The organism is Streptomyces sp. YGL11-2, assembly GCF_050054615.1.
In the GTDB taxonomy this organism is placed as follows: domain Bacteria; phylum Actinomycetota; class Actinomycetes; order Streptomycetales; family Streptomycetaceae; genus Streptomyces.
This window is the reverse complement of sequence record NZ_JBNHIN010000018.1, coordinates 14,831-30,232: the sequence shown is the minus strand read 5'-3', so window position 1 is coordinate 30,232 and position 15,402 is coordinate 14,831. Positions and strand designations below refer to the sequence as shown.

At 72.1% G+C, this 15,402-nt stretch carries 16 protein-coding genes; 8 read left to right on the top strand and 8 right to left on the bottom strand.

What is annotated here, in order from left to right; all coding sequences use genetic code 11:
- Nucleotides 1-73: 73 nt before the first annotated feature.
- From ACO1BR_RS21345 to ACO1BR_RS21325, 5 genes are all read left to right on the top strand, one after another.
- The gene (locus ACO1BR_RS21345; protein ID WP_426796672.1) at nucleotides 74-970 is read left to right on the top strand and encodes a hypothetical protein; all 897 of its coding nucleotides are present in this window, start codon (nucleotides 74-76) and stop codon (nucleotides 968-970) included.
- Nucleotides 971-1,359: 389 nt separating this feature from the next.
- A complete protein-coding gene (locus ACO1BR_RS21340) occupies nucleotides 1,360-2,550 on the top strand; it encodes an SLC13 family permease (protein ID WP_426796783.1) in 1,191 nt (396 codons plus the stop codon).
- Nucleotides 2,551-2,554: 4 nt separating this feature from the next.
- Nucleotides 2,555-3,109 carry a universal stress protein gene (locus ACO1BR_RS21335; RefSeq protein ID WP_426796671.1) on the top strand — a complete coding sequence of 185 codons (555 nt, stop codon included), beginning with the start codon at nucleotides 2,555-2,557 and terminating at the stop codon, nucleotides 3,107-3,109.
- Between the two features lie 81 nt (nucleotides 3,110-3,190).
- Nucleotides 3,191-3,892 (top strand): esterase/lipase family protein, encoded by a 702-nt coding sequence (locus ACO1BR_RS21330; RefSeq protein ID WP_426796670.1) that lies wholly within the window; start codon nucleotides 3,191-3,193, stop codon nucleotides 3,890-3,892.
- Nucleotides 3,893-4,061: 169 nt separating this feature from the next.
- Nucleotides 4,062-4,880: a DUF4344 domain-containing metallopeptidase gene (locus ACO1BR_RS21325; protein WP_426796669.1), complete on the top strand. Its 819-nt coding sequence runs from the start codon at nucleotides 4,062-4,064 to the stop codon at nucleotides 4,878-4,880.
- Nucleotides 4,881-4,957: 77 nt separating this feature from the next.
- Here ACO1BR_RS21325 and ACO1BR_RS21320 read toward each other — a convergent pair whose 3' ends face one another.
- The 3 genes from ACO1BR_RS21320 to ACO1BR_RS21310 form a co-directional block, all read right to left on the bottom strand.
- On the bottom strand, nucleotides 4,958-5,596 hold the full coding sequence (locus ACO1BR_RS21320) for a hypothetical protein (protein ID WP_426796668.1): 639 nt from the start codon (nucleotides 5,594-5,596) through the stop codon (nucleotides 4,958-4,960).
- A gap of 299 nt (nucleotides 5,597-5,895) precedes the next feature.
- A complete protein-coding gene (locus ACO1BR_RS21315) occupies nucleotides 5,896-7,125 on the bottom strand; it encodes a TrmH family RNA methyltransferase (RefSeq protein WP_426796667.1) in 1,230 nt (409 codons plus the stop codon).
- A gap of 65 nt (nucleotides 7,126-7,190) precedes the next feature.
- A complete protein-coding gene (locus ACO1BR_RS21310; RefSeq protein ID WP_426796666.1) occupies nucleotides 7,191-8,090 on the bottom strand; it encodes a LysR family transcriptional regulator in 900 nt (299 codons plus the stop codon).
- 77 nt (nucleotides 8,091-8,167) lie between these two features.
- On the opposite strand from ACO1BR_RS21310, the gene ACO1BR_RS21305 reads away from it, so the two are divergent.
- Together ACO1BR_RS21305 and ACO1BR_RS21300 are read left to right on the top strand one after the other, a co-directional pair.
- A complete protein-coding gene (locus tag ACO1BR_RS21305) occupies nucleotides 8,168-8,902 on the top strand; it encodes a CTP synthase C-terminal region-related (seleno)protein (protein ID WP_426796665.1) in 735 nt (244 codons plus the stop codon).
- Nucleotides 8,903-9,107: 205 nt separating this feature from the next.
- Entirely contained in the window at nucleotides 9,108-10,058 is a 951-nt protein-coding gene (locus tag ACO1BR_RS21300) for an SDR family NAD(P)-dependent oxidoreductase (RefSeq protein ID WP_426796664.1), read from the top strand.
- 95 nt (nucleotides 10,059-10,153) lie between these two features.
- Here ACO1BR_RS21300 and ACO1BR_RS21295 read toward each other — a convergent pair whose 3' ends face one another.
- Nucleotides 10,154-10,516 (bottom strand): 5-carboxymethyl-2-hydroxymuconate Delta-isomerase, encoded by a 363-nt coding sequence (locus ACO1BR_RS21295; RefSeq protein ID WP_426796663.1) that lies wholly within the window; start codon nucleotides 10,514-10,516, stop codon nucleotides 10,154-10,156.
- 218 nt (nucleotides 10,517-10,734) lie between these two features.
- Complete coding sequence (locus tag ACO1BR_RS21290; protein ID WP_426796662.1) at nucleotides 10,735-11,181, bottom strand: MerR family transcriptional regulator; 447 nt, start codon at nucleotides 11,179-11,181, stop codon at nucleotides 10,735-10,737.
- 82 nt (nucleotides 11,182-11,263) lie between these two features.
- Here ACO1BR_RS21290 and ACO1BR_RS21285 point away from each other — a divergent pair, with 82 nt between their 5' ends.
- Nucleotides 11,264-12,874, top strand: coding sequence for an FAD-dependent monooxygenase (locus tag ACO1BR_RS21285; protein WP_426796661.1), 1,611 nt, complete (start codon nucleotides 11,264-11,266; stop codon nucleotides 12,872-12,874).
- A 29-nt stretch (nucleotides 12,875-12,903) separates the two neighbouring features.
- Here the strand turns inward: ACO1BR_RS21285 and ACO1BR_RS21280 are convergent, their stop codons facing one another.
- The 3 genes from ACO1BR_RS21280 to ACO1BR_RS21270 form a co-directional block, all read right to left on the bottom strand.
- Nucleotides 12,904-13,338 (bottom strand): hypothetical protein, encoded by a 435-nt coding sequence (locus tag ACO1BR_RS21280; RefSeq protein WP_426796660.1) that lies wholly within the window; start codon nucleotides 13,336-13,338, stop codon nucleotides 12,904-12,906.
- Nucleotides 13,339-13,827: 489 nt separating this feature from the next.
- Nucleotides 13,828-14,424 carry an N-acetylmuramoyl-L-alanine amidase gene (locus ACO1BR_RS21275; protein ID WP_426796659.1) on the bottom strand — a complete coding sequence of 199 codons (597 nt, stop codon included), beginning with the start codon at nucleotides 14,422-14,424 and terminating at the stop codon, nucleotides 13,828-13,830.
- Nucleotides 14,425-14,446: 22 nt separating this feature from the next.
- Nucleotides 14,447-15,295, bottom strand: a complete 849-nt coding sequence (locus ACO1BR_RS21270; RefSeq protein WP_426796658.1) for a DUF2127 domain-containing protein — start codon at nucleotides 15,293-15,295, stop codon at nucleotides 14,447-14,449.
- Nucleotides 15,296-15,402 lie beyond the last annotated feature (107 nt).

Sequence of the window (15,402 nt, the reverse complement as noted above, 5' to 3'; positions counted from 1 at the left end):
GCGTCGCGAAATGTCAGCCCAATGCGTTACGGTGCGTGGTGTATATGGCATAGCGGGCAAAAAGGGGTGGGGTGTGCGAAAGAGTATCGGGCGGCGGGTGGGCGTCTCGCTGGCGGCCGTGGCCGTGCTGGCGGGCGTGACGAGCTGCCAGAAGGGTGCGGAGAAGGCCGAGGGCGGGCGGAGTTCCGCACGTACACCGACGCAGGCGCTCACGGCGGCGTACAAGAAGACCGCGGCGGCGAAGTCCGCGAAGGTCACGATGTCCCTGTCGATGCCGGCGTCGATGCCGGACGGCGGCGAGACGAAGATGTCCGGTGTGATGGGCTGGGACCCGATGGCCATGGATATGACCATGGACCAGAGTCCGCTCGGCGCACGGGCCGAGGGCGCCGAGAAGACGCACATGATCTGGCTCGACAACGTCGTCTACATGGACATGGGCAAGCGGAGCGAGACGCTCGACGGCAAGCGGTGGGGCAAGATCGACCTGCGGACCGCGGCCACGCTCGCCGGTGACGACAAGCTCACGAAGCAGCTGACCGCCGGTCTGGACGACGGGAACCAGGACCCGGCGCAGCAGCTCGCGATGGTGCTCGGCTCGCCGAACGTCAAGCACCTGGGCGCCGGTGAGGCCAACGGTCAGCACGCCGAGCACTACAAGGGCACGCTCACGGCCGACGAGGCGCTCGCCTCCCTCAAGTCCGCGGAGGCCCTCCCGTCCGAGGAGCGCGAGAAGCTCATCGCGAACATCAAGAAGGCGGGCGTCAAGGGCTACGACTACGACGTCTGGGTCAACGGCCAGGACTACCCGGTGAAGATGGAGGTGGGCGTGTCCACGCCGCAGGGCAGGGTCGACACCACCACGACCTTCTCCGACTACGGGGCCAAGGCGGCGGTGCAGGCCCCGCCGGCCGACGACACCGTCGACCTGATGCAGGCCCTCAAGGAATTCATGGGCCGGGGCAAGTAGTTCGCCGTCCCCGGCGGCGCGGCCACGCCCTGCGGAGCGCGGTCGGCCGGCTGTCCGACCGCTCCTGCGAGGGACCGGGCGACGTGGCCAAGTGCCCGGCGGCATCATCGCCAAGGGCGGTCCGTCCTCGACGTCAGGAACCGGACCGACTGTTCACCACGGTCCGCGAGACACTGGGCGTGCCCTGACCGGATGGGGGAGGGGGAGGGGAGGAGAGGCCCGGCAGCGCTCTCCCCTCCCCCTGTCGATGCTCGCGCCGGCACGGCGGGCGTCTGCGAGACTGCCGGGGTGAGTCCGGCCATCGATCAGGCGGGGAGAGCGGTCTGAACGCCTCGCTCGCCGAAGTGCTCTCCGTCGCCCTGCTGCTGGCGGTGCTGGCCTGCGCGGTGATGCGCCCGTGGGGCTGGCCGGAGGCCGTGGTCGCCGTCCCGGCCGCCGGTGTGGCCGTCGCCACCGGGGCGATCTCCCTGGACCACGCGGCGGCCGAGGCGGCCCGGCTGGGTCCGGTGATCGGGTTTCTCGCCGCCGTCCTCGTCCTGGCGAAACTCTGCGCCGACGAGGGCCTGTTCCACGCCTGCGGTGCCTGGATGGCGCGTACGGCGGCGGGCCGGCCCCGCCGGCTGCTGGTCCAGGTGTTCGCGGTCGCCGCCCTGGTCACCGCCGTACTCAGCCTGGACGCCACGGTGGTGCTGCTGACCCCCGTGGTGTTCGCCACCGCCGCCCGGATCGGCGCCCGGCCCAAGCCGCATGTCTTCGCCTGCACCCACCTGTCGAACACCGCCTCGCTCCTGCTGCCGGTCTCCAACCTCACGAACCTGCTCGCGTTCGCCGCCAGCGGTCTGAGCTTCACCCGCTTCGCCGCCCTGATGGCCCTGCCCTGGCTGGTGGCGATCGGAGCCGAATACCTGGTCATCCGGCGGTTCTTCGCCCTCGACCTGGACGCCGGGGCCCAGGCGCCACCTGCCGGCGGCCCCCGCGAGGTGCCGGCGTTCGCCCTCGCCACGGTGGCCTGCACGCTGGCCGGATTCGTCCTGACCTCGGCCGCCGGCATCGACCCGGCCTGGGCGGCAGCGGCGGGCGCGGCGGTGCTGGCCGGCCGCGCACTGGCCCGACGCCGCACCACGCCCACCGCGATCGTGCGCGCCGCGGCGGTGCCGTTCCTCGCCTTCGTCCTGGCGCTGGGCATCGTGGTCCGCGCGGTGGTCGACAACGGCCTCGCCGACGCGCTGGGGCACCTGATTCCCGGCGGTACCGGGCTGCCCGCCCTGCTGGGCGTCGCGGTGCTGGCCGCCGTACTGGCCAACGTCATCAACAACCTGCCCGCCGTGCTCGTCCTGCTGCCGCTGACCGCCCCCACGGGACCCGGAGCGGTGCTCGCCGTCCTGCTGGGGGTGAACATCGGCCCCAACCTCACCTACGCCGGATCCCTGGCGACCCTGGTGTGGCGGCGCATCGTGCGCGAACACGACACCGACGTGGAACTCGGGGAGTTCACCCGCCTCGGCCTGCTCGCCGTGCCCGCCGCACTGGGCGCCGCGGTGGTGGCATTGTGGGCCTCGCTCCACGTGATCGGAGGCTGAGCCCGTGACCGTCATCGCCTGGATCGTGGAGGGCACCTGGCCCGCCTGCGTCGACGCGGCCCGCAGCCACGCGCCCGAAGGTGCCGACATCGTGCTGCTGCACGTCACCGGCCCCGAAGCTCCGGGGGCCGCCCATGGTGCCTACGCCGGACTTCTCGGCCGCGCCCGCCCCTGGGGACACCGCCCCGCCGAGGGCTGGGAGAGCGACCCCGGCACCGCGGTGGAACATCTGGCCGCCACCTCCGCCGAACACCTGCTGTGCGCGGCGGCCGAGCGGCTGGGGCGCCCGTGTACGAGGACGGAGCGCGCGGGGCGGGTGGAACGGGAGGTCGTGGCCGCCGCGGAAGGCGCCGATCTGCTCGTCGTTGCCCGCGACGGGGACCACACCCACCTCGGACCCCGCAGCCTCGGCCCCGCCAGCCGCTTCATCGTCGACCACGCCCCCTGCCCCGTCCTGCTCGTCTGGCCGGAAACCGCACCCGGCACCGCCGCCATCTCGCCGGAGCCGGAGCCGGATCGCGGCCCGGCGAGCGGGTTCGATTCACGTAACCTCCCGTAACCCCAAGGGGTTTGGGCGACGCATCGCCGGTCGAGGATCCCCCCTGCCCCGTCCGTTCGGAACCGCCGCGGAGGTCCTCCCATGCGCCGCACAGCCGTGCCCCTGCTCTCGGCTCTCCCGGCCCTGCTGTCCGCCGTGCTGGCGGCCCCACCGGCCGCCGCCGCGCCAGGACGCACACCGCGTACGCCGGATCGTCCGGTGATCTTCGTGCACGGCCGGAACGCCGGCCCCGGCGTCTGGGACAGCATGATCCGCCGGCTCACCGCCGCCGGCAGACCGGCGGACCGACTCTTCAGCTGGGACTACGACACCTCGCAGTCCGCGAACGAGACCCTCGCGCCGCAACTCCGGACCTACGTCGACCAGGTGCTGCGGCAAACCGGCGCCGCACAGGTGGACATCGTCGCCCACAGCCTGGGCAGCCTCACCACCCGCTGGTACGTCAAGTTCGGCGAGGGCGCGGCCAAGGTGCACCGCTGGGTGTCCCTGGCCGGACCCAACCACGGCACCCAACTCGCCTGGCTGTGCGCCCCGTACGACCAGGGATGCCGGGACATGACCCCCGGCTCGTACGTCGTCACCCACCTCAACGAGGGCGGCGAGACACCGGGGCCGGTGCGCTACACCACCCTCTGGTCACGGTGCGACGAACAGATCTCGCCGACGACCAGCACGGCACTGGCCGGAGCCGACAACATCGAGACGCCGTGCCTGAAACACAACGACCTCCTGACGGACCCAACGGTGGCCGACGAGGTGCGCACGGCCCTCGACTCCGCCTGACCCCAGCCGTCCTCCGCCCCGCCCGCCGCGTGGTGGCAGCGGTCGGCCGCGGCCGAGGTCGACCTCCGGAACGTCCACCGTGAGACGGGCGGCGACCCCAGTGGAACCTCCAGCCCCCTCCGTCCCTCTTTCCTCATCGAGCACACGCTCGCCACGGGAAGGGGTACGAATGAGCCGCCGGGCAGGGATCGGGACTCTCGCGTTGCTGACGCTGGCGGTGTCCGGCTGCGCCGCGGACCCGGACGCGGCCGACGAGGCGCCTCGGCGCACCCACGGCAAGAACGGCTCCGGCGGTTTCACCGTGCAGTACCGCACCGGCGGCAAGGACGCGCGCGCCACCACCTACCTCCGTTCGCGGCAGGTGCTGGAGAAGGCGGTCGACCGGCTCAACGACACCGTCACCGTGCCCCGGCGCATACCCCTGGTCGTCCGCTCCTGCGGGGCGGCCGAACCCGCCTACGACCCGGAGACCGGCAGTATCGACTTCTGCGTCGAGCACGTCAGCGAGGTGCGCGAGCACTCCGAGGACACCGGCAAGGACGTGGACGAGGACGAGCGCGCCGCCCGGGTGACGGGCGTCCTGACGGAGACGGCCTATCACGAAGGCGCCCACGCCCTCATCGACACCCTCGGTCTGCACTTCACCGGCCGCGAGGAGGACGTGGCCGACCAGTTCGCCGCCGTGATGCTCGTCCGGCAGGGCCGCTCCGGCGAGGACGGCGCGCTCGCCGCCGCCGCGGACTACGAACTGTCGGCCAAGGAGAACCCCGCGGACGATACCGATCTGCGGGATGAGCATGCCCTGGACGGCCAGCGGGCCGCGAACTACGCCTGCTACGTCTACGGTGCGCACCCCGCCCGGCACAGAGACCTGGTCCGCGACGGCACCCTCACCGAGGACCGCGCCGACGGCTGCCCGGATGAATGGAAGCAGGCGAAGAAGGGCTGGGAGATGCTGCTTGGCCCGCACTTGAAGAAGCGCCTGTGACCCCGTGCCCGGGCTGCCCGGCGGCTCACCGGGTGTACGGCGCCCACCCGGCTCGGCCGCGCCCGACCCCGGCTCCACTACAGCGGTTTCGTGACCTCGCTACGGATTTTCGACGCGGTGTCCGCGAATGCCTGGAGGTCGATCGACGACGGATTCTTCGCCAGGTCCGAGGCGTCGGTCTCGGCGACGTTCCCGCTCGTACTGGAGTCGGCCCACACGCAGTACGGCAGCGTGATCTTCTGCCCCATTTTCTCGCGCACATCCACCCCGCAGGTAAGCGAATCGCCACCGCCGGTCGGGGTGAACTTCTTGTCCGGTACCGCGACATGCGTGTTCCCGTCGCGCGTCATTCCCTGGAGGGTGTGGTCGACGGCCTCCTGAGGATCGTCGATGGTGCCGTAAAGCCCCAGCATCACCAGTGACTTCGTCCCGCCGGTGTACTGACCGCCCGCTGTGGACACCCCGTGCGCGTTCGTCCCGTCGTGCGGAATTGAGGCGCTGGCCTGCTGCGATATGTCCTTGGCGAGGGTGAAGGCGCCGCCCGCCAGCGTCTTCGGCACCGTGATCTGGAACTTCGGTCCGGAAGAGCCGCCCGTCGAGCCGCTCCCGTGAATCATGGCGAACGCCGCACTGCCGAGGATCAGTACCCCTGCGATCGCGCCGACAACTCCCCATACTTTCCCGCTGTTTCCCTTGGGCGGGACGGGCGGCGGCATTCCGGGACCCTGATATCCGAACGGGGCCTGCTGCGGCACACCGTACGGCGGCTGCGGAGCGTTTCCATAAGGGCCCGGCTGTCCCTGGGGGCCAAAGCCCGGAGGTGTCGAAACTCCCGGAACCTGCTGCGGGTACCCGGCCGGCGGGCCGGGCTGGGGCATTCCGCCGGGTGCGCCGTATCCGGGCGCACCACCGAATCCATAGGGCGGCTGCTGCGGTGTACTCATTCGCCCACTTTACTCAATGCCAAACCCCTGAAATCACGCTGCCGGGCTGCCACCCGCCCGCGTACCGCGCCTCACCGGCCGCCGGTCCGCACCAACCGGACGGCATTGTCCTGGACACGGCCCAACAGGCTCCGCAACTGCTCGCGTTCGGTCGTCGTGAAACCGTCGTACAGGACCTCCTCCACACGCTCCTGCACAGCCCAAAGGGACGCGACGGCCTGCCTGCCCTCGCCGGTGATGGCGAGGTCGGCGGGGTCGTCCGCGGCCGGCGCCACATAGCCGCGGTCCCGCAGGGGCGCGACCGACGCCGCCAACTCTTCGGAGCCGACGCCGATGTCGCGCCGCAGCTGTTCCAGTGGGGTGCGCTGCTCGCAGGCGAGCACCATCAGCAGTACGGCCTGGGAGCTGTCCAGATCGCCGATCGCGCGCAACTCGGCGTCGAAGACCTGCCGGACGAGATGCGCGCCCGCGGTCAGATTGCGGCCGAGGGTGTCGCGGATACGGTCCGTCAGCATGGCCAGGATCATCCTCATCCGGAGTTCGTAGATGCTGATCCCGGTGGCCACGCCGACGTTGAGCGACTCCACCGCGCCGGCCATCGGGATCTGTACGACCAGGTCGGCCGCGGCCTGCACGGCGTCGCTGACCCCCTCGGTCTCGTTGCCGACCACGAGCGCGACCCTGCGTCCGCGTAGCGGCGCCATCGACTGGAGATGGGTGCCGCGCGGACTGGTCACCACGATCTGGAACCCCGCCGCGCGCAGGGCCGCCACCGCACCGGCCGGATCGGCGAACCGGCGGACGCGGCAGTCGAGTACGGCACCCCGCGACGCGTCGACCACCCGGCGGGACGACAGATCGGTCGTCTCGTCCGTGAGGACGACGTCCCGCACCCCGAGGGCGCGGGCGGTCCGCACGATGGTGCCCAGGTTCCCCGGATCGGCGACCCGTTCGCACACCACCGCGAAGTCGCCGTACGGGTCGGCCTCCTGCGCCGGGCCCGGCAGCTGCGCGACCGCCAGCCAGTCGACCGGTTTCGTGCCGCCGGTGACCTTGCGCAGAAGGCCGTCGCGCACGCTGTGGACGGGCACCTGCGCATCGCGCAACTCCCCTTCCAGGGAGGCGTCGTGGACCCCCGCCGCCCGCAGCACACAGTCCAGCCGAGCGCCGGCCGCCCGGGCCTGGCGGATCAGGCCCGCCCCTTCGACCAGGCAGCGGCCCGCGGCGGCCCGGCCGGACCGGGTGGCCAGCGCGCGGGCGGCGGTGATCCGCGGATCCTTGATCGCGTCAATGGGGTTCACGATCGGTCAGGCTAGCGGGGAGCTCGCGGCAGGGCGCGGCGATTTCTCCGCGCCCGCCACCTCACTCAGGCATCGGCCGCCGCCCGGCCGGTGATCAGTCCGGCCAACTGCCGTGCGGGCGCGGTGGGGTTGGCGGGGTGGACCAGCTCGGTGCGGTGGACCAGGCGCGGTTCGGCGACCGGGACGGCGGCGACGCCGGGCAGCGCGGCGGCCACCGGCAGGGGGAGGGCGGCGAGACCGTGACCGGCGGCGGCCAGCGCGGCGAGGCCGTGCAGGTCGGTTCCGCGGTGGCGGATCCGGGGGCGGAACCCGTCGGCGCGGCAGACGGCGCGCAGCCGCTCCAGGGGGACGGCGGTGTCGGGCGCGTCGATCCACTGCGCGTGCGCCAGATCCGTCAAGCGCACTGTGCGGCGCCGCGCGAGGGGATGGCCGCCGGGGAAGAGCACGGTCAGCGTCTCCTCGGCTGCCGCGAGGGTGGTGGCGGGGCCGAGGTCCGGCATCGGCAGCGGATCGTTCGGGGCGGCGGCGCCGTCGACGAGGCCGATGTCGGCGCGCCCGGTGAGCACGTCCGCGATCACCGCGCCCCGGCCCAGCACCCGTACCTCCAGGTCGAGGGCGTGCGTGGCGGAACGCAGACCGGCCAGGGCCTGGGCAACGGCCGGGCCGAGGGCGGCGGGTGAGCAGGCGAGGGTCAGCCGGGCGGGGTGCGCGTGGTGCAGGCGGGCGATATCGGCGCGGGCCGCGTCCAGGCGCAGCAGCAGGGCGGGCGCGTGCTCCAGCAGCCGTGCCCCGGCGGGTGTGGGAGCCACCGGGCGTCGCTCGACCAGCCGCGTGCCCAGGTCGGTTTCGAGCGCGGCGATGTGCTGGGAGACGGCGGACTGGGTGTAGCCGAGCGCCGCGGCGGCTCCGGAGAAGGAGCGCTGATCGAGGACCGCGACGAAGGTACGCAGCAGATGCGGATCCATGCGCATCAGTATCGCTTATCCGCGATGCACGAATCATCGTTGGACCTGATGCCGAGGTGCGCAGCAGGATGGCTGCCATGAACGACATCGCACGTATCGCCCTGGTCGGCGATCGCTCCCCGGCAGTCCGCTCCCACGCCCGCATTCCTGCCCTCCTGGAGGCACTGCGCGTACGCGACGGACTGGACCTGGACGCCTATTGGATCCCCACCGAGGACGCCGGCACGGACCTGACCGGCTTCGACGCGATCTGGGTGCTGCCCGGCAGCCCCTATCGCAGCGAGTCCGGCGTCCTGGCCGCGATCCGCTCGGCCCGCGAGGGCGGCATCCCCTTCCTCGGCACCTGCGGTGGCTTCCAGCACACGCTGCTGGAGTTCGCCCGCCATGTCTGCGGACTGGCCCGGGCCGGCCACGCCGAGAACGACCCGCACGTCGCCGACGAGGACGCCGTGGTCATCCCGCTGGCCTGTTCCCTGGTCGGCCACGAGGGCACCGTCCGCGTCACCCCCGGCTCCCGCGCGGCCCGGCTGCTGGGCGCCGAGCGCACACCGGCGCGCTACCACTGCAACTACGCCCCCAACCCCCGCCACTTGGACCTGCTGCGTGAGCACGGTCTGACCTTCAGCGGCACCGACGAGTCCGGCGAGGTCCGGATCGCCGAACTGCCCGACCACCCCTTCTTCCTGGCCACCCTCTACCAGCCCGAACTCGACGGCGACGGCACCCGGGCACACCCGCTGATCGCCGGCCTGGCCACCGCCGCCGTCGAGCACGCAGGTACCCGGATCACCGCAGTCCCCGCACCTGCCTGATCCGGCGGGCCCAGGCGGGGGACGCCACCGTGCGGCGGCCGGCGCGGGGATGCAGGTCAACTGTCGGCGGGCGACGGAGCCCTGTCGGTGAGTTGTCGGTGGCCATCGGCAGAGTGGGGGAGCCGAGCGGCGCGCCGGAGCTGTCCACGGACCCGGACGACCGCCGGCCGCCGCCCCCGCCACACCGTGAGGAAGGTGCGTACGCATGTCATCCGTCGTCCGGCCCGGGCCGTGGGACGTCCACCGGCTCCCGCCCGCCGAGGGCAAGAACGTCCTGGTCACCGGCGGGAACGCGGGTATCGGGTACTTCGTCGCCGAGCAACTCGCCGGCGCCGGGGCCACCGTCGTGCTCGGCAGCCGCGACGCGGCCAGGGCCGCAGCCGCCATGGCCGCCATCCGCTCCCGCGTCCCCGGCGCACGCATACGCCACCTCCCCCTCGACCTCGCCGATCTCGCCTCCCTCAGGACCTGCGTCGACGCCCTGGAGCTGGACCGGCTCGACGCGGTGGTCCACAACGCCGGCGTCCTGCTCGACGAGCCGCGGCGCCGGGAAACCAAGGACGGCCACGAGCTGACGTTCGGCGTCAACCACCTCGGGCACTTCGCACTGACCGGCTGGCTCGCCCCCCTGCTCTCGGCCGCGCCCGCGGCCCGCGTCGTCACCACCGGAAGCTTCGTGGCCAAGTCCGCACCACTCGACTTCGACGACCTCCACAGCACCCGCGACTACCGGCCCAAGCGCACCTACGCGCGGGCGAAACTGGCGCAGATGCTCTTCGGCTTCGAACTCGACCGCCGGCTGCGTGCCGCCGGCGGCGCCACCCTGAGCGTGGTGAACCACCCCGGCGGCGCGCTGGACTCCCTCACCCCCGCGCGCCCGCCCGTGCACCACCGCACCACCGGCGAACGACTGCGCAGCCTGCCCGCCGGCGTCGTCCTCCAGGGCAAGGACGCCGGTGCCTGGCCCGCCGTCCGGGCCGTCCTCGACCCCTCGGTGACCGGCGGGCAGCTGTGGGGACCCCGGGTGCTGGGACTGCGCGGCGCACCCGCACCCGAACCGGTCCGCGGCCACCTGGCCGACCGTGCCGCCGCGGCGCGACTGTGGGCGGTCAGCTGCGAACTGACCGGTGTCGACCCCGCATTCCGCCACCCATGACGAGGAGGGAGGCGGAGGGACGGGGGACGAGGAGGAACGAGCCCGGTACGTGGCTCTGAGCCCGGTGCCTGGTCGTGTGCCTGGCCTGTCCGCCCCTACTGCTGGAGGTGGCTCAGACGGTACGAGCCCGCCAGATCCCGGACCTCCGCCGAGGCGACCACCTCGTAGTCATCCTGTCCGGGCAGGTGCTTGCCGAGCAGGGCCAGCACGCCGTCGGACAGCCGCGCCTTCAGCTCCTCGGACCGCCCCGGCAGCAGCCCCACGTCCACATGCACGAAGCCGACCTGCGCACCGTCCCGGTCGCCGACGCAGGTCTCGGCGACCGGACGGAAGAACGTCTTGCACGCACCGGCCGAGCCGGTTTCCTCCACCACCATCGGGTGCAACTCCCGCACGAAGGCCCGCCGGTCGAAGACACCGGCCAACTGCGCGGAGTAGTCGACGGTGATGTGCGGCATGAGGGACCTCTCGCGTGTGCGTTCGCTATGCACCTATCCTCGTCGATGCGTTCGCCCGGCGTTCACGGAGCCCCCCGGTAAACGCCAGCGCACAACCGTGGCCCCCAGCCTCCTGCCTCCCGCTCTCCCGCCGCGGCGAGCAGGACGCGCGCCAGTTCCGCGGCCGGGAGAACATCGGCCAGTGCCCGGCGGGCCACCTCGTCGGCGATTTCCGGGCTCTACGGAGCGGCCGCCGGCGGGGCGAGTCTGGCGAGGGCCTCGTCGACGGCCTGGCCGAGTTCGTCGCGGAGCGGGGCGCATTCGCGGACCGGGTCGGTCTTCGGGCAGGTCAGCAGGTGCTCCAGGAGCCGCTGGGCGGCCTGTAGATGCTCGATGCGGTCCTTGATGGCCCCGATCGAGGTGGTCAGCACCTCGCGGCCGGGGGGCTGATCGGCGGCCGGGTTCTCGGTGATCAGCGTGGCGGTGTCGGCCAGGCTCACCAGGCCGCGATGGTGCAGACGCTGGATGAGCGCGAGCCGGAGCAACTCGGCGTGGCCGTAGTAGCGCACGTTCGCGCGGCGTTCGGCCGCGGGGAGGAGGCCCAGGTCGTCGTAGTAACGCAAGGTGGATACCGGCACGTTGAAGCATCGGGCGGTCTGACTGATCGAGTAGCGCGCGTCTCCCATGGGCCGATGTTGCACTCAAGTCGGGTTGAGCGGGGAGGCTGGTCGCCGATCACCCGCAAACCGCGAAGGGAGCGTGCCGACGATGCGTACGGAGAATGTGCCGGTGCTGGTGGTGGGGGCCGGTCCGGTCGGACTGTCGACGGGGATGTTTCTCGCCCACTGGGGTGCCCGGCCCCTTGTCATCGACAAGCGGGACGCGGCATCGGCGCTCGCGGTGGTTCCGCGCGCGAACACGAGCCTGCGCACACTGGAGTTGTTCCGGGCGGTGGGCCTGCAGTCCGAGGTGGAGCAGTGCGGTTGGGAAGGCGGCCCGCCGATGCGCTCGGTGTTCAAGGACAGCGGGCTGGGCCGCACCCTGTACCGAGTGGGGCCACCGCCGCGGTACTCCCAACTCATGGACACCTGCAGCCCGGTGGCTCCCCGCCGCCACCTGACGCACGATCAGGTGCAGCGGCTGGCGCTCGGGGGACTGCGCCGACGGGGCGGGGACGCCCGGTTCGGCGTACGGCTGGTGGATCTCGTCCAGGAAGCCGACCGGGTGCGGGCCCAGGTCGTCGACGCCGGCACGGGCGAGGAGTGGGAGATCGCCGCCCGCTATGTCGTCGGCGCGGACGGGGCGAACAGCGCGGTCCGCGCGCGGCTGGGCATCACCCTGCCCGACCGCGAGGTCATCGCCCGCCTCAACACCGCCTTCTTCCGCGCCGATCTCGGGCCGGTCGTCGAGGAGTGGGGCACGCACCTGTGCTTCGTCCGCAACGACGCGGTGTACGCCGCGCTGATATCGAAGAACGGGCGCGACCAGTGGTCCTCGCACCTCCTCGCGTACCCCGGCAAGCCCGAGGGCCTGGCCGAGCTGACCGAGGCCACGACCGTCGCACTGCTGCGGGCGGCGATCGGCGACCCGGCGATCCCGATCGAGCTGCACGCCGCCAACGCCTGGGAAGCCGCCGTCGGCACGGCGTCCTCCTTCCGCGAGGGCCGGGTCTTCCTGGCCGGAGACGCCGCCCATGTGCAGAGCGCGGCGGGCGGGCTCGGCATGAACACCGGGATCCAGGACGGCCACAACCTCGCCTGGAAGATCGCCGCCGTGCTGCGCGGGCAGTTCGCACCGGCGCTCCTGGACACCTACGAGCCCGAACGCCGTGCCGCCGCCGAGGCATCCCTGGCCCTCTCCCGCAAGATGCACCGGGGCTACCAATCCCTCGACGGCGACCCGAACGACCTGTACGAGAAGGTCGCCGTCGACTACCTGCGCGGGATGATGTTCTACGGCTACCCCGCGCCGGACAGCACCGGTGTCGACACCACCACCGAGCACCACCTACTGGACGATTCCGTCCGCCCCGGCCACCGCTTCCCGCACCGCTGGGTGAACACCGCCAAAACCGGCCGGAACTCCCACGAACCCGACCGCGTTTCCACCCTGGACCTGATCGGTTCGGACTGGACCCTGTTCGCCGGATCGGACATCCCGCGCTGGCGGGCGACGGCCGCCGCCCTCGGCACGACCATGGACATGGACCTGCCGGTCCACGAACTCGGCACCGTGGACGGTGCGGTACTGGTCCGCCCCGACGGCTTCGTGGCCTGGTGCGGCACGTCCCACGCCGCCCTCCGAGCCGCACTCCGGGCGAGCGGCTGCACCGGCCGAGCCGACGCCCCACCCGTGGGGATCACGGTCTCCTGCCGCTGATCCTCAGGGGCGGGCGAGCGCCGGGCACCTCAGCGGACCGTCACGGTGACCACACGGGAGACCGAGCGGACCTTGGCGTGCTGGTCCTGCGGAGTGCGTCCTTCGAGGAGCACCGCGCGGAGCTGCAGCTGGCCGCGGTGCCTGGCCGGCACGTTGACGTTGACGGCACCGCCGGCACGGCGCACGGCCTTCGAACACTTCACGGCGTGCCAGGCGCCGCCCCCCTGGCGCTCCTGGACGCAGACGCGGTTGAACGAGGAGTTGTCGTCGCTCGCCTTCCCCGCGGCACGGACGTGACCACCGGCCTTGACGGAACGAGGGCCGGCGCTGAAAGAGAGGGAGGACTTCGCCGAGGCCGGCGCTGCGGCCAGACCCAGCGCGGTCACCCCGACGACGGTGAGGACAACGGCACGCATCGGGCGGTGATCGCGGTGGGCCGTCATCCTTCTTCTCTCCTGGGTCATCCTTCTCTCCTCAACGAGACGATCTACGGTGGCCGGGGCGGCCCACGACCGACCACGGAGTGGCCGAGTGGCCGCACCGTCCGGGGCACTTCCTGGACCGGGCGCCGGTCGCCGCACGCTTGTGCGGCAAGCGGCAGTTCACTGACGTTACTCGGGACCGGCTCAAGGGGCCATCCCGGAGGTGAGCCAACCGTGCCGGACGGGGGGAGCGCGGCGCACCGGCGCCGTCAGCTCAGCGCCGTTCCCGGGACCAATTCCCGTGGCGCCCGTGTCCCCGACATCTGCTTCATTTCCGCACGACCCGTGGGCAGCCGCTTTCCCGTGCCGCGGTGTTCCGCTCTTTCCGCCCCGCGCGGCCCCCTCGCTCTCGCATCCGTATCGTACCCAGGGCGATTGCCAGGACGTTTCGGTGACGACCGGTCCGTGGATTGCCGAGGTCCGGCTTTCCGGGGCGATATCCCTGAACACCACCCGCCGCGTGAGGGAGGTTCAGGAGGCGGCGTGCACCAGGCGCATGTAGCGGGCCCAGTCCCACAAGGGGCCGGGGTCCGTGTGGTCGGTGCCGGGAACTTCCTCGTGCCCGATGATGTGCTTGCGGTCGAGGGGGATGCGGTAGCGGCGGCATACCGCGGCGGTGAGGGCGGCTGATTTCTCGTAGAGGTTGTCGGTGAACCATCGGGGTTCGTCGACTCTTCCTTCGTGCTCCACGCCGATGCTGCGCCAGTTGTACGCGGTGTTGCCGGAGTGCCAGGCGACGTCGTGCTCCCGTACGCATTGGGCGAGGTAGCCGTCGTCGGACCTCAGTGTGTAATGCGCGGAGGCGTGATAGCCGGGTCGGGCGAAGAGCATCAGGGTGTCGGGAAACGTCTCCTGCGTGACGTGCACGATCACCATCTGCACCGGGTGCGCGGCCGGCCGGTTGGCGGGGGTGTAATTGGTGATATCCGCGGGGACCCACTGAGCCTGGGGATAGCCGGAGGCTTTGCGGGTTTGGGACGGCGGACCGGAACAGGCCGTGCCGGCGGCGAGGGCCGCCACACCGGTGAGCAGATGCCGTCTGCTGAGAGCGTGCCCGTCGCGCTTCATTGTGGCCTCGTCCTCTCCTCGGTCATTTCCCGGCCGGGCCGGGGAGTACCCGTTCCAGCGCTTCCCAACTGCTGTCCCGTTCCCGCTCGGCGGCTTCCGCGCGCCCGCCGCCGCGTAGGCCGAAGAGCCGTTTGGCGAAGAGGAGATACGCCACCACCGCCAGGTTGATGATCAGGGTGAGGACCTTGGTGATGGTGGCCCGGGAGGCCAGTTCGTAGACCTCCGGGACCAGCAGCACGGTCGTGGCCACGAAGGTGAGGTATTCCGCCCAGCGTCTCCCGTACCAGAGGCCGACCGCTTCGACGCCCTCCAGCAGCGCGTACGCGGCGAGGATCAGCCCGATCACCCACAACGTCGACGAGCGCACCGTGAACGCCTTGGTGACTTCGCCCAGTAGCCCCTGCCGGGTGCCGCCGGCGCCGCCCAGGCCGTTCTGCAGAAGGTCCATGAACCGGTAGAACGGTGCCCGCAGACTTGCGCGTTTGTCGGCGAAGAGGAGCACGCCGACGGCGAGCGCTCCCAGCACCACGAAGTGCAGGAGCCGGTCGAGGGCGATCAGGCGCAGCACGTAGCGGTCGCGGAGCGGCTTGCCGCGCAGCGGGAGGGCGATCTCGTCGCGACCGGGCGGGAAGGCGCGGTCCGGATGCTCCGGCGGGGACTGCGGCACCCAGGCATCGCACCGCAGACAGCGGTGCCAGCGCAGCCCGTCTCCGCGGTCGCGCACGACCAGTCCGTCGCCGGGCCGCACGCGCGCCGCGTCCACGCCTTCGAGGTGGTGACCGTGCAGGGCGCATCCGAGGAGCTCGTAACGCAACCGCCGCTTGTCCGCGCGAGTTCCGGGCACCGGCACCGGCTCGTGATCGTCCGCCATGGGTTCCTCTCGTCGCACCCGGGTCCGGGGGCCGTCGCCTGCCGGCGGCAGGCGCGCAGGTGCCCGCCGCCAGTCTGGGCGACGGGACCCGGCGAACCGGGGAACCC

Excerpts from the sequence above, each read along its gene's own strand:
- ACO1BR_RS21330 (WP_426796670.1), top strand. The coding sequence starts at position 3,191 with ATGCGCCGCACAGCCGTGCCCCTGCTCTCGGCTCTCCCGGCCCTGCTG.
- ACO1BR_RS21290 (WP_426796662.1), bottom strand. The coding sequence starts at position 11,181 with ATGGGAGACGCGCGCTACTCGATCAGTCAGACCGCCCGATGCTTCAAC.
- ACO1BR_RS21275 (WP_426796659.1), bottom strand. The coding sequence starts at position 14,424 with ATGAAGCGCGACGGGCACGCTCTCAGCAGACGGCATCTGCTCACCGGT.
- ACO1BR_RS21340 (WP_426796783.1), top strand. The coding sequence starts at position 1,360 with ATGCGCCCGTGGGGCTGGCCGGAGGCCGTGGTCGCCGTCCCGGCCGCC.
- ACO1BR_RS21320 (WP_426796668.1), bottom strand. The coding sequence starts at position 5,596 with ATGCCGCCGCCCGTCCCGCCCAAGGGAAACAGCGGGAAAGTATGGGGA.
- ACO1BR_RS21280 (WP_426796660.1), bottom strand. The coding sequence starts at position 13,338 with ATGACCCAGGAGAGAAGAAGGATGACGGCCCACCGCGATCACCGCCCG.
- ACO1BR_RS21270 (WP_426796658.1), bottom strand. The coding sequence starts at position 15,295 with ATGGCGGACGATCACGAGCCGGTGCCGGTGCCCGGAACTCGCGCGGAC.
- ACO1BR_RS21305 (WP_426796665.1), top strand. The coding sequence starts at position 8,168 with ATGAACGACATCGCACGTATCGCCCTGGTCGGCGATCGCTCCCCGGCA.
- ACO1BR_RS21310 (WP_426796666.1), bottom strand. The coding sequence starts at position 8,090 with ATGGATCCGCATCTGCTGCGTACCTTCGTCGCGGTCCTCGATCAGCGC.
- ACO1BR_RS21325 (WP_426796669.1), top strand. The coding sequence starts at position 4,062 with ATGAGCCGCCGGGCAGGGATCGGGACTCTCGCGTTGCTGACGCTGGCG.
- ACO1BR_RS21285 (WP_426796661.1), top strand. The coding sequence starts at position 11,264 with ATGCGTACGGAGAATGTGCCGGTGCTGGTGGTGGGGGCCGGTCCGGTC.
- ACO1BR_RS21300 (WP_426796664.1), top strand. The coding sequence starts at position 9,108 with ATGTCATCCGTCGTCCGGCCCGGGCCGTGGGACGTCCACCGGCTCCCG.
- ACO1BR_RS21295 (WP_426796663.1), bottom strand. The coding sequence starts at position 10,516 with ATGCCGCACATCACCGTCGACTACTCCGCGCAGTTGGCCGGTGTCTTC.